20 protein-coding genes and 1 pseudogene are annotated in these 22,901 nt (G+C 58.3%); 2 read left to right on the top strand and 19 right to left on the bottom strand.

What is annotated here, in order from left to right; translation table 11 throughout:
- The 9 genes and pseudogenes from ACFE7X_RS03710 to ACFE7X_RS03750 all read right to left on the bottom strand — a co-directional run.
- A pseudogene (locus ACFE7X_RS03710) lies at window positions 1–247 on the bottom strand (urease accessory protein); the annotation flags it as partial.
- Window positions 248–455: 208 nt separating this feature from the next.
- On the bottom strand, window positions 456–908 hold the full coding sequence (locus ACFE7X_RS03715; RefSeq protein WP_375434314.1) for an ankyrin repeat domain-containing protein: 453 nt from the start codon (window positions 906–908) through the stop codon (window positions 456–458).
- A gap of 65 nt (window positions 909–973) precedes the next feature.
- Window positions 974–1,216 carry a hypothetical protein gene (locus ACFE7X_RS03720; RefSeq protein WP_375434315.1) on the bottom strand — a complete coding sequence of 81 codons (243 nt, stop codon included), beginning with the start codon at window positions 1,214–1,216 and terminating at the stop codon, window positions 974–976.
- 84 nt (window positions 1,217–1,300) lie between these two features.
- Window positions 1,301–1,474: a hypothetical protein gene (locus ACFE7X_RS03725; protein ID WP_375434316.1), complete on the bottom strand. Its 174-nt coding sequence runs from the start codon at window positions 1,472–1,474 to the stop codon at window positions 1,301–1,303.
- Between the two features lie 101 nt (window positions 1,475–1,575).
- On the bottom strand, window positions 1,576–2,610 hold the full coding sequence (locus tag ACFE7X_RS03730) for a bile acid:sodium symporter family protein (RefSeq protein WP_375434317.1): 1,035 nt from the start codon (window positions 2,608–2,610) through the stop codon (window positions 1,576–1,578).
- A gap of 379 nt (window positions 2,611–2,989) precedes the next feature.
- Window positions 2,990–4,270 carry a PepSY-associated TM helix domain-containing protein gene (locus ACFE7X_RS03735; protein ID WP_375434318.1) on the bottom strand — a complete coding sequence of 427 codons (1,281 nt, stop codon included), beginning with the start codon at window positions 4,268–4,270 and terminating at the stop codon, window positions 2,990–2,992.
- Between the two features lie 119 nt (window positions 4,271–4,389).
- A complete protein-coding gene (locus ACFE7X_RS03740) occupies window positions 4,390–6,975 on the bottom strand; it encodes a TonB-dependent siderophore receptor (protein WP_375434319.1) in 2,586 nt (861 codons plus the stop codon).
- Window positions 6,976–7,335: 360 nt separating this feature from the next.
- A complete protein-coding gene (locus ACFE7X_RS03745) occupies window positions 7,336–8,382 on the bottom strand; it encodes an LLM class flavin-dependent oxidoreductase (protein WP_375434320.1) in 1,047 nt (348 codons plus the stop codon).
- A 201-nt stretch (window positions 8,383–8,583) separates the two neighbouring features.
- The gene (locus tag ACFE7X_RS03750) at window positions 8,584–10,158 is read right to left on the bottom strand and encodes an MDR family MFS transporter (RefSeq protein WP_375434321.1); all 1,575 of its coding nucleotides are present in this window, start codon (window positions 10,156–10,158) and stop codon (window positions 8,584–8,586) included.
- Window positions 10,159–10,586: 428 nt separating this feature from the next.
- Between ACFE7X_RS03750 and ACFE7X_RS03755 the strand changes: the two genes are divergently transcribed.
- The gene (locus tag ACFE7X_RS03755; protein ID WP_375434322.1) at window positions 10,587–11,354 is read left to right on the top strand and encodes a sulfite exporter TauE/SafE family protein; all 768 of its coding nucleotides are present in this window, start codon (window positions 10,587–10,589) and stop codon (window positions 11,352–11,354) included.
- Window positions 11,355–11,557: 203 nt separating this feature from the next.
- Here ACFE7X_RS03755 and ACFE7X_RS03760 read toward each other — a convergent pair whose 3' ends face one another.
- Window positions 11,558–12,052 carry a hypothetical protein gene (locus tag ACFE7X_RS03760; protein WP_375434323.1) on the bottom strand — a complete coding sequence of 165 codons (495 nt, stop codon included), beginning with the start codon at window positions 12,050–12,052 and terminating at the stop codon, window positions 11,558–11,560.
- 350 nt (window positions 12,053–12,402) lie between these two features.
- Here ACFE7X_RS03760 and ACFE7X_RS03765 point away from each other — a divergent pair, with 350 nt between their 5' ends.
- Window positions 12,403–13,431: an SDR family NAD(P)-dependent oxidoreductase gene (locus ACFE7X_RS03765; protein WP_375434324.1), complete on the top strand. Its 1,029-nt coding sequence runs from the start codon at window positions 12,403–12,405 to the stop codon at window positions 13,429–13,431.
- A gap of 48 nt (window positions 13,432–13,479) precedes the next feature.
- Here the strand turns inward: ACFE7X_RS03765 and ACFE7X_RS03770 are convergent, their stop codons facing one another.
- The 9 genes from ACFE7X_RS03770 to ACFE7X_RS03810 form a co-directional block, all read right to left on the bottom strand.
- The gene (locus ACFE7X_RS03770) at window positions 13,480–13,854 is read right to left on the bottom strand and encodes a hypothetical protein (protein ID WP_375434325.1); all 375 of its coding nucleotides are present in this window, start codon (window positions 13,852–13,854) and stop codon (window positions 13,480–13,482) included.
- Between the two features lie 89 nt (window positions 13,855–13,943).
- Window positions 13,944–14,774: a DNA-formamidopyrimidine glycosylase gene (gene mutM, locus ACFE7X_RS03775; RefSeq protein ID WP_375434326.1), complete on the bottom strand. Its 831-nt coding sequence runs from the start codon at window positions 14,772–14,774 to the stop codon at window positions 13,944–13,946.
- Window positions 14,775–14,919: 145 nt separating this feature from the next.
- Window positions 14,920–15,819: a PhzF family phenazine biosynthesis protein gene (locus ACFE7X_RS03780; protein ID WP_375434327.1), complete on the bottom strand. Its 900-nt coding sequence runs from the start codon at window positions 15,817–15,819 to the stop codon at window positions 14,920–14,922.
- A gap of 276 nt (window positions 15,820–16,095) precedes the next feature.
- Window positions 16,096–17,022 carry a membrane-binding protein gene (locus ACFE7X_RS03785; protein ID WP_375434328.1) on the bottom strand — a complete coding sequence of 309 codons (927 nt, stop codon included), beginning with the start codon at window positions 17,020–17,022 and terminating at the stop codon, window positions 16,096–16,098.
- A 270-nt stretch (window positions 17,023–17,292) separates the two neighbouring features.
- On the bottom strand, window positions 17,293–19,080 hold the full coding sequence (locus ACFE7X_RS03790) for an ABC transporter ATP-binding protein (RefSeq protein WP_375434329.1): 1,788 nt from the start codon (window positions 19,078–19,080) through the stop codon (window positions 17,293–17,295).
- 188 nt (window positions 19,081–19,268) lie between these two features.
- Complete coding sequence (locus ACFE7X_RS03795; RefSeq protein WP_375434330.1) at window positions 19,269–20,960, bottom strand: MFS transporter; 1,692 nt, start codon at window positions 20,958–20,960, stop codon at window positions 19,269–19,271.
- A gap of 302 nt (window positions 20,961–21,262) precedes the next feature.
- Window positions 21,263–21,502: a KGG domain-containing protein gene (locus tag ACFE7X_RS03800; RefSeq protein WP_375434331.1), complete on the bottom strand. Its 240-nt coding sequence runs from the start codon at window positions 21,500–21,502 to the stop codon at window positions 21,263–21,265.
- Between the two features lie 67 nt (window positions 21,503–21,569).
- Entirely contained in the window at window positions 21,570–21,884 is a 315-nt protein-coding gene (locus ACFE7X_RS03805; protein WP_375434332.1) for a hypothetical protein, read from the bottom strand.
- A 151-nt stretch (window positions 21,885–22,035) separates the two neighbouring features.
- Window positions 22,036–22,476, bottom strand: coding sequence for a hypothetical protein (locus ACFE7X_RS03810; protein WP_375434333.1), 441 nt, complete (start codon window positions 22,474–22,476; stop codon window positions 22,036–22,038).
- Window positions 22,477–22,901 lie beyond the last annotated feature (425 nt).

A 22,901-nucleotide genomic window follows, 5' to 3' on the forward strand; every position in this document is an offset into this window, starting at 1 on the left:
GCATCAAGCCCACCGCCGCTTCAAAGTAGCTGGATTGCAGAAAGATGGCCCGGCTCAGTAAGATCACCGACCCAACCAGCGCTATCATGGTGGTGTGCCCGAGGCCCCAATACAAACCGTCCTTCATAGCCAGCACGGTGCTCTCGCGCCGCGACACCATGGTGCTGACAGCCAGCAGGTGGTCGGGCTCGAAAGCGTGGCCCGCCCCGGCCACCGACGCAAATAAAATAGGTAACAGGTTCTCCATGCAGAAGCAGATCGAGGCTGAGCTTGCTGGTTTGAGGTAGAGAAACCGGGGTGGGGCGGGCAGCGGCAGGGCGAAACGTCAGCTTACTCGGGAGCAGGCTGGCGCTTGAAATATACGGGCCCGGCGCCACTAAACTGCAAAAGCGACCGGACATTGCTGCCCGGCCGCTTTTGCGGTGTGCTATTGGTGATGTGGTTGGTGCCCGGCGCTACTTGCTTTTAGTTTGCAGGAGCTTCAATACTTCGGCATTGCCGCTTTCCTTGGCGCTGGCCACAGCATCTTTGCCATCGTTGTCTTTGAGCTTAGGGTCGGCGCCGGCGGCCAGTAGGAGCGTTACCAATTCCATGTTGCCCTCGCCAGCCGCGGCCATGAGGGCAGTGGCATTGAAGCTATCGGGCTTATTGACTTGGGCTTTGTGTTGAAGCAACACCTTCACAATTTCCGTCTGGTTGCGGCCGGCTGCCAGGATAAGAAAGCTGGTTGGAAAACCCGGCATCATTTCAACGGGCGCATTGGGGTCGGCGCCAGCCTTAAGTAAGGCCTCCACGTCCGCAGGCTTATTTTTTACAACCGCCGCGTATATCTTTTGGGTAGGCGTTTGAGCCAAGGTGACCGTAGCAAAACCTGAAAATAAAACAATAACGAGAAGAAGTTTTTTCATGCCGAGAAACTGACTTTTTGAAGTAAGTGCTAGCTTCAAATATAGCAAGTCAACCAGAAAAAACACTATTTCACGGCTGCTATAATACGGGTGCTGGCTGAATAGCGAAGTAGTTCTGGCGTAAGCTTGAAACCTCGACCACCAAACCCTTTACCGTATAATTCCACTTCTTGTGGCTCCTCCCAGCCGTGGTAATCCTGAGCCCCGCTAAAGTCTTTGTAAGTAGTGACTTCGAGTACGGCTTCCCGCTTGGCGTGCATGGCAACGCACATTTGGTCTACGGTGTGAAGCGCGTCTTGCAGTGCCATAACACTGTATCCCTTGTTGGCTGATACGTTACGCAGGCGCCCGTCCTGCGAAGTGCGGGCGTACGTGGCGGAAAGCTTTAGTACCTAATCCACCACGGTCTGAACTTCGGCAACCGTGTCCTTGAGCTTGTCTTTGGTTGAAGACGCCTCCACCGAAATTTCGGCGTAATCGGGGTAGCTGGTGACGGTCCCGTAGCCGAGAGCCTTCATCTGGGGTACGGAGGCAGTGGCCGGCGATAAGTAGCTGGTAGCTAGCACGCTGGCGAAGAAAAGTGTAATTCTTGTAAGGAGGCTGATTTGCCTCATAATGCACAACGTATAGGTCTGTTGCTATTGCTGAATAATACTATCCGCTGGCGCTACGCAACTGCCACTTTCTGGCCCATACGTTGCGCCATAACGCTGGCCAGAATGATTTGCAGTGCGTGGTAGAGCATAAGCGGCAGCAGCAGCGCCCCGGTTGCGGCCGTGGCCGGAAACAGCAGGCTCGCCATGACGCTGCCATGCACCAGCGACTTCTTAGACCCGCAGAACAAGGCCACAATTCGGTCTTCGCGCGAGAAGCCGAGCAGAGCACTTAAGCCCCACACCAGCCCAAAAATCAGGAAATACAACCCCACCATACCTAAGCCCAGCAACAGCACATCGGCGGGGATATAGCTGCGGAAAACACCTTCAGCAAACGACTCACAGAACGAGGTGAAGACGATAAGCAGAATAACAACTTGGTCGAAGGTGCGCAATGCCTGCCGGTGCCGCTCGGCAAAGCCACCGAAGCGGCGGTTGAGTAGCACGCCCGCTACTACGGGCAGCACCACCTGCCACGTAAGGTCGAGCGCCAGCCCCCAAAGGTGGCCGCCCCCGGTGCCGGTGTGCAGGACAAGGCTGGTCCAGATAGGAGTGAGGAAGATGCCAAGTAAACTGCTGATGCTGGCGTTGAAGATGGCCGCGGGCAAATTGCCGCCCGCAATGCCTACCATTACCACCGATGTGGAAACCGTGCTCGGCAGCGTACAAAGAAAGAAGATACTTTGCCAGAGCAAGTCCGCCTTCTCGCTGCCAAAAAAAGGCCGCATGGCTAGCGCCAGCAACGGAAATGCAACAAACGTGGTAAGCTGCACCACTGTGTGCAACTGCCAGTTGCGCAGCCCGGACTTTAGCTTTTCCAGGTTCAGCCGGAGCCCATAGAAAAAGAAAATCAAGGCGACGCCGGTTGTAGTCAGTTGCTTCCACGGCACCGGACTCGCCTTGCTGCCCACGCCCGGCACCAGATACGCCAATGCCACCGCTCCCACCAGTCCCAGCAAAAACCAGTCGAGCAGGCCAGCTCGGCGGAGCAGGGCTACCAAGAGGTTTTCAGAAGCAGTAGGCTTGGAAGTAGTAGACGACGACATAGAAGCGGTTTGGTGGTAGCAAAGTACGTGAGGTGGCGGTTGTAGTCTGAAGCTTCTATACCGCACCGAACAATAGAATTGTGGCGGCGCGGCTTTAGGTAGTTAACACGCAGTGAAGCAGAAGCTTACTAGTATTGCCATTTGCTGACGGCAAGTTGCTGGCCCTAACTAACAGAAGCAGACAAAATAAAAGCGTCAGGCTATAGCTGCCTGACGCTTCAAAGTCTTACGGTTAGGGCTGCCTCGGGTTTCCAGGCAGAGAAGCAACAGGTAGCAAGTGGCAAGTAGTTAGATGTGGTGAAACCCACTTACTTCTCTAAACGCGACCCGCCTCTCAACTCTAGGTACTTGCTACTTATATCTTGCTTGTTACTTCCCCTTACGCCGCAACCATTTTACGCTGCTTCTTTTTGGCTTTGCGCAGCCGATTCAGCCACATGATGGTGCCCGTAATAGGGAAGGTAACACCCAGCAAGCACACCACAAGGCTGATGATCTTGGAAGGCCAGCCGAAAACGGAGCCCGTATGTACGGGTTTGAACATGCCCCGCACGCGCTGGCCTAAGCTGCGTTGCTCGTAGGTCTGCTTGCTGATAACGTTGCCCGAGTACTGGTCGAGGTACACTTCGTCGGTGGCGTTTTCGTAGCTGGCACCCGGCCGCAGGGTAGCTACGCGGATGCTGCTGGTGAGATCTTTGGGTAGTTGCAGCGAATAATATTCGGCGGTGGGAGCCTGCTGCCGGGCCAAGGTCAGGGCAGCATCTGGCGTGAGAGCCGCGGCGTCCGTTACGGCTGGCGTGGCAGAAGTAGGCGGCTCGGGGCGCTGCATAGGCGAGTTGGTCACCACATAGATGCCTTTGTTGAACCACTCAAACGACCACGCCAACCCCGTGAAGGCAAACACAAACAGAAACAAAGCCGAGTAGAACCCCAGCACGATGTGCAAGTCGTGGTTGAGCCGCTTCCAGCCGCCGCTCCATTTCACTTGCAACCGCTGCCGCACGGCATTGCGCGTGGCCGGCCACCACAACACAATCCCCGTCCCGATAATGAACAGGAACAGCAGCGTGCTCACGCCTACAATCAGCTTGCCAATAGCGCCGCCCACCATGCCGCGGTGCAGGGCCATCATCGTGAAGAAAAAAGTTTCGCGGTAGTTCAGCTCTCCCGTAACGGCCGCCGTGTAGGGGTTCACGAACACGGTTGGGCCACGGCCACCTTCGCCGCCACCTTTGCCGCCTTTGGCTTCCTGGCCTTTGCCGCCGGCTGCCTGCGTTCCAGGTTGAACTCCGGCTTCTGCGCGGCTGCCTTCTCGGCTTTTCCCGGTCTGGCCTTCGCGGCCACCGCCTTCTGCTTTCCGCTCGCCACCCGGCCCACCGGGTGCTCCGGCCAAGCTGATTTCCACGGTCCGAGCGGGGTCGGCGTACACTTTCACGCCCGTGATTTTGGCGTCCGGCTTGTAGGCTCGCACGGCTTCAGTGAGTTGCGCCAGGGGCTGGCGCGGGGTGATGGTCGGCGTCACGAAGTAGCGCTCGGGGTGCCAGGCTTGCTCTAGTTCTTTCTCGAAGACCAGCACCCCGCCCGTAAAGCATACCACGGCAATGATAAGGCCCGAAACCAAGCTGAGGTAGAGGTGAATGTTGCGAAAGAAGGTTTTCATGCTTTCCAAAGTAAAATTTATTCCACTAATAAATTTCGGCAGAAAACCCGGAAAGCTACCAGTTGCAGCTGGCTCTTTCCGGGTTTTCTTCACTCACCTTCATCAAGCCATTATGCTTGCTAGAACCGGTAGCTGGCCGTGGCCGCGAAGTTGCGCGGCGCAATGGGGTTCACGCTGTTGTCGTCGTGCATGTTATAGCTCAGCTCATCGAGGATGTTGGCCAGTTTCACCCGCACCGAAAACCGGTCGTAAGTGTAACCGAGCGAAGCATCAAAGAGCACATAGTCGGGGGTGCTGATAAGGCGGAAGGCGTCGGTAGCCACAAAGGGCCGGCCCGTAGCAGGGTCGTAGAGGCGCGTGTTGCGGCCCGCCAGTTTGTCGCCCACATAGTACGAGGTAATGCCAGCCGTTAAGCCGCGCAGAAAGCTGTTGTCACCAAAGCTGTTGCCAAAGTTGTAGTAGAGGCTGAGGTTAGCCGTATGCGCGGGATTGTAGCGCAGGCGGCTGCCATCTTCGTAGATGTTGCTTCTGGTATAGGCCGTATGGTTGTAGCTGTAGCCCGTAATAAAAGTCCAGCCCATCATCGGCTTACTTTGCACGTCTACCTCCACCCCTTTGCTGGTTACTTCACCGGCTAGCTCCTTGATGTTGGTGTTCAGGTTGTCAATCGTTCTGCCGTTAGCGTCAGTGATAGGACCCAAGTAGGTTTGCGCTAAGTTGCTGTTTACAATGCGGTAAGCCGTTACGTTGGCCGACAGCAGTCCGTGGAACAAGTCGTTCTTGATGCCTACCTCATACTGGTCGAAGGTAGAGGGTGCCAAAGCCACGCCGGTAACATCTTGGCCGGTATTGGGCTGGAACGAGTTGGCGTAGGAAGCAAACAGCGATGTTGTCTTGATCGGCTGATACACCAGCCCCAGACGTGGCGAGAAGGCGTTATCAAAGCGACGGTTTTGCTGCGTTACTTTCAGGCTCTGGTCGGCGGCAGTAGGCGCAGCGTAGGTGTACACGTCGCTCGGCGTTTCTTGGTAGCTCCACCGCACACCTGCCAGCAGCTTCACTTTCTCGGAAATACTCATCAAATCCTGCACGTAGAAGCCAGCGCGGCGCGTGTTAGTCAACGTGCGGGTGTTGCGATACAGCGCGTCGAAGCTGCGCACGCTGTTGGCGGGCTGGGCCAGCGTGCGGCTGCGGTCAAACACATTGATGGAGTCGTAAGGCTGCGCCGTGAAAGTCAGCGCCTGCGTGTTGTACTGGTCGGCATCGGCGCCAATCAGCACGGTGTGCTCCAGGAAGCCGGTGCGAACCTTGCCCGTGAGGTCCAGTTGAGCGAGGTAATAGTTTTCGGAAGTTTCGGTGCGGCTCAGGGTGCGTGCCCAGTTGCCGTAGAGGCTTTCTTTGTAGCGCTCAGGAATAGCAGGCCGGTTGGCGGTTGCTGGGCTGCCAAGAAGCACTCCGTTGCGAATAGTTGATGGGCGGTTGCCAGTGCGCTGCTCGTTGTCGTAGCGCTGGAAGCCAGCTACTGCGCGGATCTGCCACGTATCGTTGAGGCGGCTCGTGAGGGTGGCAGTGGAACTGGTTTGGGTGGTGGCGTTTTTGGCGCCCGGCACGTTCAGAAACCGGCTGCGCGACTCTAGCACATTGTAGTCGATAGCGCCCACGCCGAAGTCGGGTGTGCGGTTGTCATGCAGGTAGTCGCCTTCCAAAATCAGCGTGGTTTTCGGCGTCAGCTCGAAAAGCAGGGAAGGATTCACGTACACGCGGCTCGACTCCACCTCGTCGCGGTAGCTGTTGGCGGTTTCGTAGGTGCCGTTCAGGCGGAAAGCAACTTTCTCGCTCGTGCCCACGGCACCGTATACGTCGAATATCGGCTTCCACAGGCCGAAGCTGCCTATGCGCAGGCCAACGGAGCCACCTTTCTCGAACTGCGGCTTTTTGGTAACTAGGTTCAGCACGCCGCCGGCCGCTACGTTGCCGTATAAGATGGCGGCGCTGCCTTTCAGCACTTCCATGCGCTCCAAGGAAGTGGCTTCCGGCATCACGCCGTTGTTGAAGCGGACCCCGTTTTTGAAGGTGTTGTTGCTGCCGTAAGCAAAGCCGCGGCTACCTAGCTCTTCCTGCGTGCCGCCCGTAGTACTCGTTACGTACAAGCCGCTCACGTTCACGAGGGCATCGGAGAGGCGCAGCACTTGCTGTTGTTCTAGCACTTCGCGCTCTACCGTTACGGCGCTTTGGGGCAAGTCGAGGGTAGCCACCGGAAGTTTGCCCACGGATACGGTCCGTTGATTCAAGGATTTAGCGCCCGTTACGGTTACTTCCGATAAGTTTTGGTTGCTCACGGCTAGCGTGAAGGCGGGTACCGGCGTGCTTTCGCCGCCCGTTACGGTTACGGGTATCTCCTGCGCGATGTAGCCAATGCTGCTTACAACCAACTGGTAAGAGCCCGCCTGCGCCGACAACCGGAAGCTACCATCAGCGGCCGTGCTCGTGCCGAACGTGGTGCCCTTCAGCGCTACTGTCACGCCTTCCACCGGTTTGCCCGTGCCGTCGCTCACCCTACCAGTCAGCCAACCCCGCCGAACCGGATCATCGGCCCCGATGAGGGCAGAAGCAACAGTTGAGTTGGTAGCAACAGATAAAGGAAGGGCATGAGCAAGGCCGCTAAGCGGCAACGATAGAAGTAGCAGTAGAGCAGGTCGGGACATCGAATAAAACGCTTGCCTTGTTTAGACTGATTAAAAACAATGCAAAGCACGCCTCTATTTAGATGAATTCAAAATAGGTTAACAAATATTTTTGCCAGCTAATAGTAAAGGCATACAAACGGCATGGACCCAAAAGATTCCCTCTGGGTCCGTGCTGCAAAGAATCGGGGTGGGTGGTGCGCTAGCCCAGTATTAAAGGTCTGTACCGCAGCAAGATATGCTTAGACGCCTTCCAATATTATGGTTTGCCAACTGATAAGGTGTTAACGAAATAGTAACGCCCTGCCTGACCTCCCATGCGTGAGTTCTACTAGGCTCCACTTCTGCTTTTCTTGCTCTAACTTATTTGCTGCTATTGGGTTAGTGAGCTTGTGCTAGCAATTGGGCCACGGGGTTGAGGTCGAATATCTCGGCTAGCAACTCATAGGAGCGCAGCCGATCCTGGAAGTCGTAGGTGATAGTGACGGCCGTTATTTCGTTTACGCCGTAGGTGGCGGCCAGCTTTTCGAGTTGCGCGCGCACTTGCTCGGGGTTGCCGGACACCATGCGCTGGTGATGGTAGTCGAGGCGGGCGCTTAGCTCGGGCGTGAGGGGGCAGTTGCGTACGGCGTCGGCGGAGTTGATGGGGGTACGGTCGCCGGTTTCCAGTTTCAGCATTTGCAGGGCCAGCGCGTCAGCCAATTCCTGGGCTTTCGTTTCGGTGTCGGCACAAAGCACGAAGATGGCCACGTTGGCGAGGGGCTCCGCCAATTCGGGCGAAGGGCGGAATCGTTCTTTGTAGAGGCGCACCATGTCGGGGCCGCCGTTGGGGTTGATGAAGTGCGCAAAGGAAAATGCCGCTCCTACGTGCGCCGCAAATAAGCCGCTTTGCCCGCTGGAACTGAGCAGCCACATTTCCGGTACGGTGTCCACAAAAGGCGCCGCTTTTACTTTGGCGTGGATGGTGTCGGGCACTACCTCGTCGCGCAGGAAGGCGCGCAAATCCATGAGCTGCTCGGCAAAATCCTCGTCGCGAAAGGCGTTGTGGGGGTTGAGGGCGTGGGCCGTAATCCGGTCGGTGCCGGGGGCGCGGCCAATGCCGAGGTCGATGCGGCCGGGATAGAGGGCTTCCAGCAGCCGGAAGTTTTCGGCCACCTTCAGGGCCGAGTAATGAGGCAGCATCACGCCGCCCGAGCCCAACCGAATGCGTTTGGTTTCGGTGCCGAGCCGGGCGAGCAGCACCTCCGGCGCCGAGCCCGCCAGCGTTCCGGTATTATGGTGTTCCGATACCCAAAAACGAGTATAGCCAAGTTGGTCGGCCAAGCGCGCTAATTCTATAGTTTCCTGTAGTGCCTGCCGGGCCGAACCGCCCTGCCGCACCGGCGACTGGTCGAGGACGCTCAGGTGTAATTTATTGGAAGTTGACATGATGCCAGAAGGTAAGCTAAGAGGAACAGCCGCACGGACGCGGCGCGTGGTAGCTGCTACAACAGCAACAGCCAACAACTAGTTTGCTGCCAAGTCGTTCCCCCTGCTGCCTACTGATTTACCTGATTGGGTTGGCTAGGCTTGCTCGCCTCTTGCAATTGCCTAAGAGAAATAGGCTAGTAGCTTGGGCTGGGTTGAAACTTATTCCGCCGCAGCGGGTGGAGCAGTTTGGTTGCTTTTGCGTAGCGGCAGTTCGGGCACAAACAGCGTCATCAGCAGGCCGCCCGCTACCAAAACAATGTTGAAGAGATACATGCGGGAAATGGCTTTCGAGAAAGCTAGCCGTAGCTCTGGGGAAGCCGGGCCAGCGGCCTCCGTCAATATAGCAGGCCCTTCCGCTAGCACTACCGGCCTGACAGCAAGGCCGCGGCCCGTGGTAGCAGGCAGGTTTTGCGCCAGCGTGAGCGTAAGCACGGCACCTAACACCGAAGCCGTGATGGCGCCGCCAATCTGCCGGAAAAATTGGCTGGCCGACGTGGCCTGTCCCATCAGGTGAGGCGCAATGGAATTTTGAATGGCCAGCGTGTAGAGCGGCATAGTAGGGCCGAGCCCGAGGCCGCACAGCAGCAGATACGACAGCACCTGCCCGTAGCTAACCGTTACGGGCATAGTAGCCAGCAACGATAGGCCACCAAGCAACACCAGAAGGCCCCCTATCATCCAGCGTTTGTAGTGCCCGAAGCGCGATACCATGCGCCCCGCCAGCATCGAGCCAAACACCACCCCCATCGAGAGCGGAATCAAGCTGATGCCGGCGCGGGTGGCCGTGGTACCCAGCACATTCACCATGAACAGCGGCTCGAAGATGATAATGCCCAGAAAGGCCCCGCCCAGCAGAAACAACGCCGCATTGGCCCAGCGAAACACATTGTTGCGAAACAAGCCGAAGTCCAGAATCGGATTGTCGGAGCGCAGGCTGCGGCGTACGAACAAGGCCAGCGCTACCGCCGCCGTGGCAAGCAAGCCGAGCGTGATGGGCGAGGTCCAGCCATACACGGTTTTATTGAGCTGTAGGCCCACTACCAGCGGCGCCAGTCCCGCCATCAGCAGCACGACCGAGAGCAGGTCGAGGGGTTTGGGGGCAGTGCGCGGTTTTAGGGCGGGCATCTGGGTCAGAATAAACCACAGCGCCAGCAAGCCCAGCGGCAGGTTCACGTAGAACACCAGCCGCCAGCCCGCCACGCCCGGAATCAGACCAGTGCCCTTGTCGGTCAGGAAGCCACCCAAAAACGGGCCCAGCACCGACGAAGTGCCGAATACTGCCCCCACATACCCTTGGTACTTACCCCTTTCGGCGGGCGCAAACAGGTCGGCAATAATGATGAAGGCCATGGCAAACAAGCCCGCGCCGCCCAGGCCCTGAATGGCCCGAAACACAATTAGCTGCGTCATGCCGTCGCCGAGCAGGGGCAGCGAGCCAAACTCGCCGGCCATCCCGCACAGCATCGAGCCCACCAGAAAAACGGTCACGGCCACCACCTCAATCTTGCGCCGCGAATACATATCGGCCAGCTTACCGTAGATGGGCACCAGCGCCGTGCTGGCTACCAAGTACGCCGTAGCCACCCACGTAAACCGGTCGAACCCGTGTAAGTCGGCCACAATGCGCGGCAGGGCAGTACTGACAATGGTTTGGTCGAGGGAGCCCAGAAACATGGCCAGCAGGATGCCCGCAAACGTGAACATCTTCTGCCGCTGAGTAAGGGTTGAAGTCATGAGAAGCAAGGTGAGCCTGACTGTACGGGAATAGCCGCCCGAAGATTGAAGGAGGCGCCAATCTGTGTTGCAACCAACAAGGCGGTTGCTGCGCAGTAGGGCTATTTGCTGATTCTGAAGTAGGGTCTGTGGCCAGTGAAGAAAAACGCTTTTGTACCGCTATCGAACGTTTTGCTTCGACAAGCGGGCGCCAGATCAAGCAGAACGTTCTTGTTGCTCACGGGCCACACAGCTTAAGGTAGGTGAAAACAGACATTTTGTTTATTCAGCCCGTCCTGGTCTTGCTTTGGCTGCGGGTAGCAGGCGGCCTTTTTAGCTTTTCTGATAATCTTCCTAGGCGAATCGAAGAGAAGAATAACTTCAGCATTTATGCGGCAAACTGACAGGTACAGCGGTATTCTACCGGGCTAGGTGCTACTTTCGCCGCCGTGATTACTACGCTGACCCTCGCGCTGCTGTGTTTGTTCGCCTTTGTGGCGGGTTTTATTGATTCGATGGTCGGCGGTGGCGGGCTGATCCAGCTGCCAGCCATGCTGTTGCTGCTTAAGGGCGTGCCGGAGCCTACCATTTTCGGGACCGGCAAAGTGTCATCGTTGATGGGCACGGCGGCGGCGCTGCGGCGCTATGCGGGCCAGGTGCCCATTCAATGGCGGGCAGTAGGTACGGCCGCTTTGGTGGCGGGCACTTTCGCGTTTCTGGGGGCGCGGGTGGTGAGTTTGTTTCCGCGGGAGTTGCTGCGGCCGATGGTGCTGGGGCTGCTGGTGGTAATTGCTCTTTACACATTCTGGCGCAAAGATTTGGGGACCCTCCACGCGCCGCGCCTCTCACCCCGCCGCGAAGTGTGGGTGGCCATCATCATGGGAGCCGTTATCGGCTTCTACGACGGTTTTTTCGGCCCTGGCACGGGCAGTTTCCTGCTCTTCACGTTCGTGGGTCTGTTTGGCTACGACTTCCTAACCGCTTCTGCCTCGGCTAAGCTCGTGAACGTGGCGACCAACCTGGCCGGGCTGGCCTACTTCGCCTACACCGGACAAGTGCTTTGGATGGTGGCCTTGCCGATGGCCGTGTGCAACATTATAGGCTCCACGCTAGGCGCTCAAATGGCCCTCAAACAAGGTACTGGCTTCGTTCGGGTGCTGTTTCTGGTGGTCGTTAGCGGCATCATCCTCAAGCTAGGATGGGAAACGTTTCGGTGAGTAAACGGGTGGGTTGTCATTGCGAGGACGCAGGACGACGCAATCCTTCCTCTAATTGCCCCAAGCCTAGAACGTGACAAGCCCCTGACAGCTTTGCGAATGTCAAGGGCTTGTCTGTTCAGGAAAGATAAATCTTCGAGGATAAGTTGTCATTGCGAGGGCGCAGGACGACGCAATGACAACTTCCCCGTTCACCTCAGCACTTACTCGCCTTGCGGAGGCAGGCCGGGCACGGGCGTGCCTTGATTGCCTTGGGTGTTGGGGACGCCCATTTTCTCTTCGCGCTTGCGCTGGTATTTATCGAACTGGGCGGGAGATAATACGTTTTTCAGGGCGCTCATGCGGGCCTGGCCGATGTCGTCAACAACGGAGGCCATTTTGCGCATGTTTTGGCGGTAGTTGAGGCGGGCCGATTCGACGCCGCGCACACTAACCAGGTTGATTTGCCGCACCTTCTCTACTTGCTCAGGATTCAGCACCAGGGCTTTTTGCATGTTGCTGGTGAGGGCATTGGCGCGAGCTTCCACCTGCGTTTCGGGGGGCGCAGCCGCGGGGCGAGCGGGCGTCGCCGGGGCAGAAGGCTTGGGTTTGGTGGCTCCGTTGGGGCCGGCCACTGCGGTCTTGGGCTTGCCAGCAGTTTGGGCTAGCAGCAGGGTAGGAGCCGTCGCCAGCAGCGCGGCCATAAAAAAGGTTTTCATGCGTAGTAAGTGAAGATGCCAGTGGACGGATAGCGTCTCTGGACCAAGCAACGAGCTAGGAGCTAAAACTGACACGTAAATATGATGCCAATTCGTGAAAGCTGCGCCCATAACGTCTGGCGGGAAGTTTCTGGTTTCAAGTTGCACGGTTCTGCCCTCGATTTCCAATCTGTTAGCTGGTTTGAACCCCGAGGCTGTCAGGCGGGCGAGTTGTTGCCCGCGAGCCTACCGTTGTGCTTGAAGCGAAGCAAGCAACGGGCTAGTGAAAGGCCTTGCCAAACATCTTTAGCACGCAACGAGTATCTAACAAGCAACTGGAATTCAGCAATCAGAAACTCAGATCCGATTATATGAAACCCGAAAAACGTAACAACTGGCTGGTGGTAGCCGGCGCCGGCGCGTTGCTAGCGGCCGCCACATTGTGGAGCAACCGTCGTGGCTCTTACAATTTGGAGGGCCGGGTGGTCCTGATTACGGGCGGCTCGCGCGGCCTGGGCCTTATTCTGGCGCGGCAAGCCGTGGCCGAAGGAGCCAAGGTGGCCATCTGCGCCCGCGACGCCGATGAGCTGGAACGCGCCCGGCAAGAGTTGGCCGCTGGCGGAGCCGAGGTATTGGCTGTTTCCCGCGACCTGATGGTGCCCGGCGAAGTGCGCACCATGGTAGCAGAGGTGCAAGAAAAGCTGGGGCCCATCGACGTGCTAATCAACAACGCCGGCATCATCACGGGCGGCCCACTCGACCACATGGAGTTGCGCGAGTACGAGGAGTCGATGGATACCCACTTCTGGGCGCCGTTGCACGCCATGCAAGCCGTACTGCCCGATATGCGCCAGCGGGGCGAAGGCCGCATCGTCAACATTGCCTCGGTGGGCGGCAAGGTGCCCGTGCCGCACTTAGCGCCGTATTGCGCCAGCAAGTTCGCGCTGGTAGGCCTCTCCGAGAGCTTCCGCTCGGAGTTGCTTCAATACGGCATTCAGGTTACCACCGTTTGCCCCGGCTTGCTGCGCACCGGCAGCCCGCCGCATGCCATCATCAAGGGCCAGCACGTCAAAGAGTACGCTTGGTTTACCATCGCCGATTCCATGCCGGCCATTACGGTAGGAGCCGATTCGGCGGCTCGTCAAATCTGGAACGCTTGCCGCCGCGGCGACGCTGAGCTTATCATTGGGCTGCCCGCCAAGCTGCTTTCTGCCTTCCACGGCCTGGCCCCCGGCACCACCGCCGACATGCTGAGCTGGGTGAATCGCGCCTTGCCCAGCCCTACCGGCGAGCAAGGCGACGCCCGCCGCTACGGTCACGAAAGCGAATCGGCCATCACCAAATCCTGGCTCACCACGCTCACGCGCAAAGCCGAAAAAGCCAACAACCAACAGCGTTAAAATAAAGCAGCCCGGCACTCACTGCCGGGCTGCTTTTTCTTCGTGGCTTCACTTGGGCGGCGGGTAAGCAGGTGTACTGTAGGTTGCGCCGCGGCCAGTGACACCATCAACTGTTCGAGCACCGGTTGGTGGGCAACTGGGCTTAGCAGAAAACTGAGCTGTGCGCCCCACCGGCCCAACTATATCTTCCACTCTGGCCCCTAGATTCTGCAACTGAAACTCCTGTTGAAGTTGCTTGCGCTCCTTGTCGTTGAAGCCGCCCCCAAGCCCAATAAGCGTAAAGTAGCGGGCGTTGAACTGCTGATAAACGGTATTTAAGTTGACAGTTCTCTCAACGGTATGGCCGTCAGCGCGCAAGGCGTTCAACAAGTTATCCATCACTGGTTGGTCTTTGCCTGGCAGTAAAGGGCGCTGAGTTGCCATAAGTGGCTAAACAAGTCAGGCTTCAAGCGGAGTTGCTTGCGAATAAGACGCACTCACCTTGCAACTACTTTATCCTAGCTGTTTTAAATCTACTCCACGGCGGCGGGAGTCGGCTGGCAGCGGGGGCAGTGATAGGTGGCCCGGCCGCCCACATAACCTTTGGCAATCGAGGTTTTGGGGTGGCGGGGGCAGAAGGTATGGGCGTCGGTGCCGGGCGTGGCGGAGTCATCCCACTCGCGGGCGTGGATAAGGAACGAGGCGGGGAAATGCCGGTAGGTGGCTTCGTGCTGAATAGCGGTGGTGAGCACCAGTTGAATGGCCTCGTGCAGGACCTTGAACTCCTTGGTGCTGAGCGTATGCGCCCGCCGCTCCGGATGAATCTTGGCTTGAAATAGCACCTCGTCCACAATCCAGTTGCCGAGGCCCGCCGTGATGCCCTGGTCGAGAAGCAGCGGCTTGATCATGGGCTTCTTGGTGCCGAGCACGGCTTGCAGATGCTCGGGCGTTACGTTCAGCGCATCGGGACCCAGTTTCTTGGCTTTCTGGTACTGTGCTACGCTTTCCACGAGGCGGATGCGGCCGAACTTGCGCGGGTCGATGAAAGCAACCCGCAAGCCGTCTTCGAGGTGGAAGGCTACGCGGGTGAAGCGGGGCGCGTCGTGGTCGTCGCGGTAGGCGCCCACGTCGCCAGTCATGCCGAAGTGCAAAACTACAACTTGGCTGTTGTCTAGCTCCAGAAAGCAGTTCTTGCCAAGGCGGTGGGTGGCTGTTACGCGGCGGCCTACCAGGGCCTTACGCAACGTGTCTTCGTCGGTGGCGAGGACGTGGGCGTCTTTCACTTCAAACGCCGTAATGATTTGATGCAGAATGATATCGTCGAGGAAGCGGCGGTAGGTTTCAACTTCGGGTAGTTCAGGCACGGAATAAAAGCAGTAAGTACAACACAGTTCAGTTGCTCAACAGCTTCAGCGGGCCTAGAGTTGCAACAAAACCATGTTCTCGGTCATGCTGGCTCGCCAGTTCAAGCAGGCTCCTTGCCGCTTCCAGGTAGTTCTTTTTCACTACCTAAATCATCAGCTTGCCTTCCACTAGCACGACGCCCGTGCCGCCGATCCGCACAAACTCAATGGCGTCACGCGGACCAGCCACGTGCACCGTTATCGTGCCCGGCCGACCGAGCCAATGGCCTTGCTCGGCAATGAAATCGGGTTGGGCGAGGTAGGCGTAATGCCACAGATACGCCGCCATGCCGCCGGTGGCCGAACCCGTAACCGGGTCTTCGGGCAGGTCGGGGGGCGTACCGAACTGCCGGGCAAACGTGTGGCCAGCCGGGGTAGCACCGCCCAAGCAGAACAGGTGGGGGCTGAAAAAATCGGAGGTAGCGCGGTAGCGGGCGTAGGCGGCGGGTTCGGGCGGGGTGGCCCGGCGCAAGGCGTCATGGTCGCGCAAGAGCATCATCAGCTGCGGCGTGCCGGTACTCACGGTTTGCACGGGCGCGCCGGGCAACACATCAGCCGGCGTAAGACCGAACAGCGGAGCCACCACGGCCGGGTCGTGCAATTGGCCGAACACGGGCGGGCGTTGCGTCATTGAAATCTGGGGCAACTCCCCTGCGGTGGTTGGCGCGTCCACGTCGATGCGAATGGGGCCGTCGCGCAGGGCGAGCTGCAACGTGGTACGCGGGCCAGTGAGTTGCAAGCGGCCCGCATGCAGCAGGGCGGTAATGGTGGCAATGGTGGGGTGCCCGGCCAGCGGAATTTCTTCGGCCGGCGTAAAGAACCGCACCCCAAATTCCACTTCGGCGGAGCGGCGCACAAAGGCAGTTTCCGACTGGTTGAACTCCTGCGCCAGGCGTTGCATCTGCTCGTCGGTGAGGCCATCGGCATCAAGCACTACCGCACACGGATTGCCGCCCAACGGGGTTTCGGTGAATGCATCAACGAGCAAAAAAGGGAGCGTAGGCATAGGAGTATATCAGGTAAAGCTGCCGCAAAGGTAAAGGGGGCGCCTATCAAAGCCGGGCTTCTGGCAGATGGCCCCCCCAGACCCTGCTACATCAGTTAACACCGAAGCTGCTAGCAGCGCAAGCAACTTAAGTGGTGCGGTTACTGCTGGTAGTGTTAACTCTTTGCTTACTGTGCAAACAAAAAGGTCCCGGCCAAACAGCCAGGACCTTTCATTTATCATCGAATGAGGGAGTGTTCAACTAATGTAAAGTCGAACGCTCGAACTTGTAACTGCTTAGGATGGGTCCGACACCATGGCTACTTGGCGGCCGTTGTCGTCGTATACGGCACCGGCAGCATCAATTAAGAGGCGGCGATTTTGGTCGTCGACCAAGATAAAGGGAAAGTCTTCGTTGTTGGAGCGGGTGATGCGGCCCACCACCTGCGCCGTGTGCTCTTCATGATCGAGGCGAATGACGTTGAGGCGGTTGGTGAGGTAAAATGGCTGGTTGGGCTTGTTGCGGAAAGTAATCTTGCCTACTAGGCTCATCTTGCCGTTGCTGGCCATCACAACCGGCGCATTAGCGCTGGAGTTAGACCGAGGCTGGCTGGGCGTCATAGCAGGGTAATTGCTCACGATGGCCGGCGCTGCGGAAGGGGTAGTGCTGCGGTTGCTGGCTACAATCTGCTGGCTAGCCCGCTGCCATCCCTCATTAATAGCCTTGAGGCGAGTGGAACGGCCTGGGTGCGTCGGAGAAGCCTCCTCGTCCGACACCACGGCCATACCTGCCTGGGCCTCGGCTAAGCTGGCGCCCATCTTGCGCAGTACAAAGCCCGAAAACTCGTCGGCTTCCAGCTCGTCGGTGGGGTTGGAGCCGCCGGTCTTCAGCGTATGGCCGTTGAGGTGGTGGCCCATTTCGTGCGCCAGAATGCTGATGCCCGCCCAGTCGGAACGGCCGGCGCGGTTCACGGCAGCTACAAAGTCAGGGTTGTAAAGCAAGAAGCGTTTGCCGCTGTACACCACGGCTGCCGCGTTTTGCACGGCCGAAGTGGCTTGTAGCTCGAAGCGGGGCTTAAGACCCACTACGTCGGTGATTTCGCGCAGTACGTCGCGCTTGGTGTTGGTGGTAGAAGATTGAGCACTGACCGAACCGGCCAGAAGCAGCCACGCAGCCAGCAGTAAGCCGGAGAAATGGCGGAAAAAGCGAGGCTGAAGCGTCATGGAAATGTCGGTAGGATGAGAAACCTGGATAGTCAGGAATCGTGCCTAAATAACGTGCACCCTCATCTTTTAGTGCCCGCGCAGTAAGGCTTCTTAGGCTGCTACGGCCGAGGCGCTTTGCTACTAGTAGTTGGTCTTCGCTGAGATACTTACTGTTGCCAAACCCGTCCTGTTTGATCTGCTATCTACCCGACCAGGCATCCCGCGTCGAGACCTAGCTCTTCTAATTCAGAGCCGTGGTTAGGGAGCAAGACTATCTTCTATCAGCAGTTAAGCCTGCACCAGTTGCGGGGCAATAGAGGACAGGGGCCGTTCGCCGATTTGCTGACGCCACATGGCGTAATAAAGGCCTTTTTGTAAGAGAAGCTCGTCGTGGCGGCCTTGTTCGGCGATGTGGCCCCGCTCCAGCACGAAAATCTTATCGGCGTGCAGGATGGTGCTGAGGCGATGGGCAATGAGGATGGTAATGTGCTGGCGCGAGCCCGAAAGCTCCCGCACCGTCTGGCTGATTTCCTCTTCCGTGAGCGAGTCCAGCGCCGAAGTGGCTTCGTCGAATACGAGCAGCGTCGGGCGCCGCAGCAAGGCCCGCGCAATGCTGAGGCGCTGCTTTTCGCCGCCCGAAACCTTAACGCCGCCTTCGCCAATCACCGTGTCGAGGCCCTGGGGGGCGCGGGCGAGCAGCGAATCGGCGGCAGCGTCGTGCAGGGCGCGCAGACACTGCTCGTCGGTGGCATTGGGGGCCACAAAGCGTAAGTTCTCGCGGATGGTGCCGGCAAAGAGCTGGGTGTCCTGGGTTACGAAACCAATTTGTTCGCGCAACGTGTCCAAGTCGATTTCGGTGCCGGGGATGCCGTTGTAGAGAATCTGGCCGGCGGCCGGCGGGTAGAGGCCCACCAGGAGCTTGACGAGCGTGGTTTTGCCGGAGCCCGACGGGCCGACGAAAGCAATGGTTTCGCCGAGCTTGGTGTCGAAGGAAATACCATCCAGCGCCGCGTTGCTGGCCGAAACGTGCTTGAAGCGCACCTCATCGAAGGCCAGGGTTTGGATTTGTTGGATGTCTTTGGGGTGCGTGGGCTTCACGTCGCGCGGGGTGGCCAGTATCTGCTCGAAATTGGCTAGGGAAGCCTCGGTTTCGCGGTAGATATTGATGATGTTGCCCATTTCCTGTAGCGGCCCGAAAATGGCAAACGAGTAAATAAACAGCGAAAAGAACTCGCCCACCGTAATGCGGCCCTGCACCACCAAGTACAGCATCAAGAGCAGAATGGCATTGCGCAGCAAGTTCACGAACGTGCCCTGCACAAACGACAACGACCGGATGTAGCGCACTTTCTTGAGTTCCAGCTTCAGGATTTTGTTGGTAGTGGCGTTTAGCCGCTCGGTTTCCTGCTGGGCCAAACCCAGGCTTTTCACCAGTTCGATGTTGCGCAGGCTTTCCGTGGTAGCACCGGCCAATGCGGTAGTTTCCGCCACAATAGTGCGCTGCACCACCTTGATTTTCTTGCTGAGCACCGAACTCAAGAAGCCCAGCAGCGGAATGGTCAGGAAGTACACCGGCGCAATAACCCAGTACACCGTCAGGGCATAGCCGACCACGAAAATGATGCCCACCAGCCCTACAAATAGCACGTTCACAAACGAGGCAATCAGCTTCTCCACGTCGGTGCGCACCTTCTGAAGCTTGCCCAGCGTCTCGCCCGAGCGTTGGTCTTCAAACACCTGATACGGCAATTCCAGCGAGTGGCGCAGCCCATCGGAATACAGCTGCGCGCCCAGCCGCTGGGTGATAACATTAACGTAGTAGTCCTGGAAGTTCTTGGCAATGCGCGACACCATGGCCACGCCCATAGCGGCCAATATCAGCAAGCCCGCCCCACTCAGAAAGGTTTGGAAGTTGACGTCGTGCAGCGCGCCACCGGGCTTGACTACGTACTGGTCGATGATTTTGCGGAAAATCCAGGGGTCAAGCAGGGAGAAAACCTGGTTGATGGCCGCCAGTACCAGGGCCAGCACCAGCAAGCCCCAATAATTGCGCAGATAGCCGTAGAGCAGTTTCATAGGAACAGAGTATTCATAAGGAAAGCGTCCGGCAAGGTAGAAGGTTTCAGTTCAGCTACAGACTCCCGGCAATTGTTTGTCGTTGGGTCTACAGAGCAGCCAGCAAAAGAAAGTAGCACAACAAGTTGGCCGCTAAGCAGCCGAAAAACTTAGCTCTCCTAGCTTTCCCAAGAGAACAGCTTTTAACGCTAGCTCGCTGTTTCGCCGGCGGTACTGGCTACTAAGCGGGTGCTGCCGGGCACCATAGGGGCTTGGGTGGTGGCTTCGCCGGCGTGTTCGGCTAGTAGGCGGGCCACTACGGGTTTGTCGGGGCCCCGATGCAGTTGGCGGGCCAGGGCTTTCACATCCGCTTCCTCGCGGCTCACGCCCCGGTCGTGCAGTTGCTCGTACTCTTCCCACGACTCCACCATGAAATACTCGACTAGGCGGGTCGGGTCGGCCAGGTCGGTGTAGAGGCCGACCCGGATGGCCCCCTCGCGGCGACGGATGCGGCTGAGCTGCTCCATAAGGCTCGCAAAGGCAGGGCGGTCGGCGGGGTCCACCTGGTAGGTGGTGGTGATGATGATAGGACCAGCATCGGGGGCCGGCTCCGCGGCTAGTACCAGTTCGGGGCGCAACCGGGCGGGGGTGAAGTCCAGGGTTTCGGTGTTGTTGATGAGCGAGAAGCGCAAGACCAGCAGCGTGCTTAGTGCCAGCCAGATAGCCGCCCCCGTCAGGGCCACGGGCAGGCCCCAATTGCTGGCCACCGAGCCCCACACCACGCTGCCCAGTGCCATGCCGCCCTGAATAGTAAGCAGGTACAGACTGATGGTGCGGGCCTGCACCCAGCGCGGCACCACTGTTTGCACGCCCACGCTAAACGAGTTGAGCACCAGCATCCAGGCCAACCCTACCAGCACCAGCAGCGCCGAAAGCACCACTTGGCTGTCGACGAAGGCCAACCCCAGCAGCCCAATGGCAAAAGTCACCGTGGCCAGCGTCACGCGCCAGTTGATGGTGAGGCGACGGTTGAGGCTAGGCAACAGCACGGCCCCCAGCACGGCCCCCGCACCCATGCACGAAAGCAGCACCGAATAAAACGAAGTAGGCAGCAGTAGCCGCCGCGCTACCACGGCCGGCATCAGCGCCAGCAGAGCCGACGCCCCGAACGTGAAGCTCACGCCCCGCACCAAAATGTGCTGCACCGGCGGCGCGAAACGGGCATAGCGCACGCCGCCCCGAATGGCGGCCAGCACCCGTTCGCCGGCCAGCGTAGAAGTGGCCTGCGGTTCCCGTTTCCAGCGCCACACCATATAAATAGTAGCCAGAAACGACAGGCCGTTCAGCAAGAACGCGGCTCCGGCCGAGAAGCTGCCAATCAGCAGTCCACCCAGCGCCGGCCCAAACGAACGGGCCAGGTTGAAGCTCACGCTGTTGAGGGCCAGGGCCTGGGGTAGTTGCTCGCGCGGTACCAGCTCGGGCGTTACGGTTTGCCACACGGGGTTGTTGAGGGCGCCGCCCAGCCCCAGCAGAAACGTAAGCAGCAGCAAGAGCCAGGGCGTTGTGAAACCCAGCAGCGTAACGGCCGCCAGCACCAAGGCCACCCCCGCCATCCAGGATTGGGTGAGCAGCAGCATCCGCCGCCGATCCACCAGGTCGGCGAGGGCACCGGCGGGCAAGCTCAGTAGAAATACGGGCAGCGCCGAAGCTGTTTGCAGCATGGCTACCAGCACCGGCGAGGTCGTCAGATCGGTCATCAGCCCGACGGCGCCCACGTTTTGCATCCAGGTGCCGATGTTGGAAACGAAAGAGGCAATCCAAAGCATCCGGAAAAACGGAATCCGGAGGGGCGCCATCGGCGAAACGGGGCCCGACGGCGCCAGCGTAGCAGTAACAGACATAAGCAAACAAAAGCAGAAACCGCATTGCTTACGTAGCACCTCCGTCTTTCGGCTAATCCGCCAGCAGGCGAGTAAGCCAGAAAGCCAGGAAATTGCCTTCTAGCCTCAGCGCAGCAGCTAGGGCTGGTTGCAAGCACGTTGTTTATCCAACCCATTAGGTTGCGCTTACGCTTGATCTGGCAGCCGCGCAGCCGAAGCATCTCGCCGTCCCGTCTACCAACAAAAAAGCCCCGGAGCAACTCCGGGGCTTTTAGCTTACCAATAAGCTCGAATCAACCGGCGGGTTGCCGGCGCCTACTTACTTAGCTAGTCGCGGAAGTGCGGCTCGTACGGCTGGCTTGGCCACCCTTCCGACCCGCAGCGCGCGCCTCTTCGGGCGTCCACTGGTGGCCCCGGCCACTCTCGTGGGAAGCCTTACCGCCTTCGCTGGCGATGCGGCGCTGGGTGGCAGGGTCCATAGCAGCAAAGCCACGGGGGTTGGATTTAGGCGCCGAAGCAGATTTTGCGCGGTTGGATGATGCACTTGTGGAGGAAGTAGCCATAGCGAAAGAAATTTAAGAAAGTGGAAGGTATTGGGTTATGGAAAGGAAAAGCAGAACGGAAAACAGGTTAAGCACTAGGAGCCGGTATCACCCGGAAAAGCTGATGCAACCGAAGCAAATGCAGCGCCCGGCACAGTACGGAACTCACATTGTAGAGCAGTATATCGGCGCCCGCCTGCCGAGTAAGCAGCAACTGCGACGCCAAGTAACTCACGCCGCGGGTGCGCAGGCATTCCAGGTGTTGGCAGTCGATGAGCAGTTGCGGACGCTGCTGCGGATTGACTTGACAGAGCCGACTAGCCAGCCGCACCGGGTCGGTTTGATTGAGGTCGATGGTGTAAACGCGGGCAGCGGGGTCACTGAGTGAAGAGAAGTCGAGCATAGGGCAGGGGATGGACAGTGAAGAATAGAAATAAGCTGTCGGTGAAGCCGTTGTGGCAAGACAGAAGCAAATTTAAAAGTGCTTTTGCTAGATTAACTGCGTAGTAATGACCAATTTAATCTTTGCGTATTACTACCTGCACACTAGCAACTTATACCGAGGTTGTTTGCGTGATGGGCCACAGGGGCGCCACCTGCGGACCTTGCTCAAACTTGTCGGGCATATACTGGAGCCGTCCGAAAAGCCACCGGCTGCTGCCCGGCCGCAGCCGCAGCAAGGCAAAGTAGCCCCGCAACGTTCGGCCTTCAAAGCCGAAGCACAGCCGTTCCTGCTCGGCTTGCAGGGGCAGTTCTCCCGTAACCAGCGTGCACCGTCCTATATCAAGCAAGTAGCTTGCCGGGGGCAGATACGCGGTTTCTACCAGCAACGAGTGCGTTTGCTGCGCTAGCCGGTGGTTGCCTAGTTCGGGCAACACCCAATGCGCTAAGGCTCCATCCATATCCCCGTCAGCAGGAACTTGCGCAAACAGCGTTAAGTGCTGGCTCATGTGTGCCTGGGCAGACTGCCAAAGGGCAAAATAAAGTGAAGACATGGCGAAAGAAGAAGTCTACAAAGAGGCCGAAAAGACCGCGGAAAAAGCAGGGCTATTAATCCGCGGCCATTACTTGCGGTGCACCCGCAACGGTTACGGCAATGAAATGCGGCGGAGAGGGAGATAGAGGGGCAACTCTTCAGGAACCTTTCCAACTATCAGCAGCCGGCTGCCCGTGGTGACGAGAAACTGCTACTCCGGCCGCATTTCGGTTGGGCAGCTAGCTCTGTCCTTTAACGCAACCATTCCCCTCGAAAGTGACCCGATTAATACGGAATAGTCCTGTTGAAAGCACGTATTTTTCAAATACGTACCGATTTAAGTACACCTAGCATCCGCTTACGAGGGGTCTTGCCCTACCAACTCCAACGAGTCTGTAGCTAAGGCAGGAGGTAGGGAGTGTATATCCCAAGTAGTTGTTCGGG

Origin of the sequence: uncultured Hymenobacter sp. (assembly GCF_964242765.1) — a bacterium.
Taxonomy (GTDB): Bacteria; Bacteroidota; Bacteroidia; order Cytophagales; family Hymenobacteraceae; genus Hymenobacter.